This is a genomic window from Planomonospora algeriensis (assembly GCF_977012225.1).
On the sequence record NZ_CDRNDK010000946.1, the window covers coordinates 1 to 932 of the forward strand.

The 932-nt window shown below is 74.4% G+C and carries 1 protein-coding gene; it reads left to right on the forward strand.

All coding sequences use genetic code 11. The annotated features are described in order from the left end of the window. Window positions 1-88 precede the first annotated feature (88 nt). A partial coding sequence (locus tag ACWJ6R_RS37085) for a SpnB-like Rossmann fold domain-containing protein (RefSeq protein ID WP_449066662.1) occupies window positions 89-932 on the forward strand: 844 nt, incomplete at its 3' end.

Genomic DNA, 932 nt, shown 5'->3' on the forward strand with positions numbered 1-932 from the left:
GAGCGGGGTGGCGGTGCATGCGGTGGGTGCGACGGCGTTGCGGGTGCGGGCGAGCCGGAACACCGACGCGGGCAGTACGTGTGTGCGGTTGAGCATCGCCGATGGCAGCGGCGCGCCGGTGGCCGACATCGAGGCGCTGACGGTGCGTCCGGTCTCGGCGGCCGGTCTGGACGCGGGGGCGGGTGTTCTGCACCGGGTGGAGTGGACGCCGCTCGCGGCGGAGCAGGAGACACCGGGCAACGGGTCCTTGGACGGGTCCGGGGACGGGTCAGGTCTGCCGGGTGGTGTGTTCGATCTGGTGATGGCTCGGGAGGCGGTCGGGCGGGGTGTGGCCGTGCCCGGGGCGGTGGTGTATGTGCTGGCTTCGCCGGTGGCGGCGGGTGTGCCTGAGGCGGTGCGGGTGTCGGCGGGTGAGGTGCTCGGTGTGGTGCAGGAGTGGCTGGCCGAGGAGCGGTTCGCCTCTTCGCGGCTGGTGGTGGTGACGCGGGGCGCGGTGGCGGTGGCCGGGGATGAGGATGTGGATCTCGGTGTGGCCGGGGTGTGGGGGCTGGTGCGGGCGGCGCAGGCGGAGAATCCGGGTCGGTTCGTGCTGGTGGATGTGGATGCGGGTGAGGAGTGGCGGCGGGTTCTGGGGTCGGTGGTGGCCTCGGGTGAGCCGGAGGTGGCGGTTCGCGGGGGCGGGGTGTGGGTGCCGCGGCTGGTGCGGGCGGTCGTGCCGCGGGAGGGGCGTTTGGAGTTCGGGCCGGATGCCACGGTGCTGGTCACGGGTGGCACGGGTGGTCTGGGGGCGTTGGTGGCCCGGCACCTGGTCGAGGTCTATGGGGTGGGGCATCTGCTGCTGGTGAGCCGGCGGGGCGGGCAGGCGCCGGGGGTGGCGGAGCTGGTGGCGGAGTTGTCCGGGCTGGGTGCGCGGGTGCGGGTCGAGGCGTGTG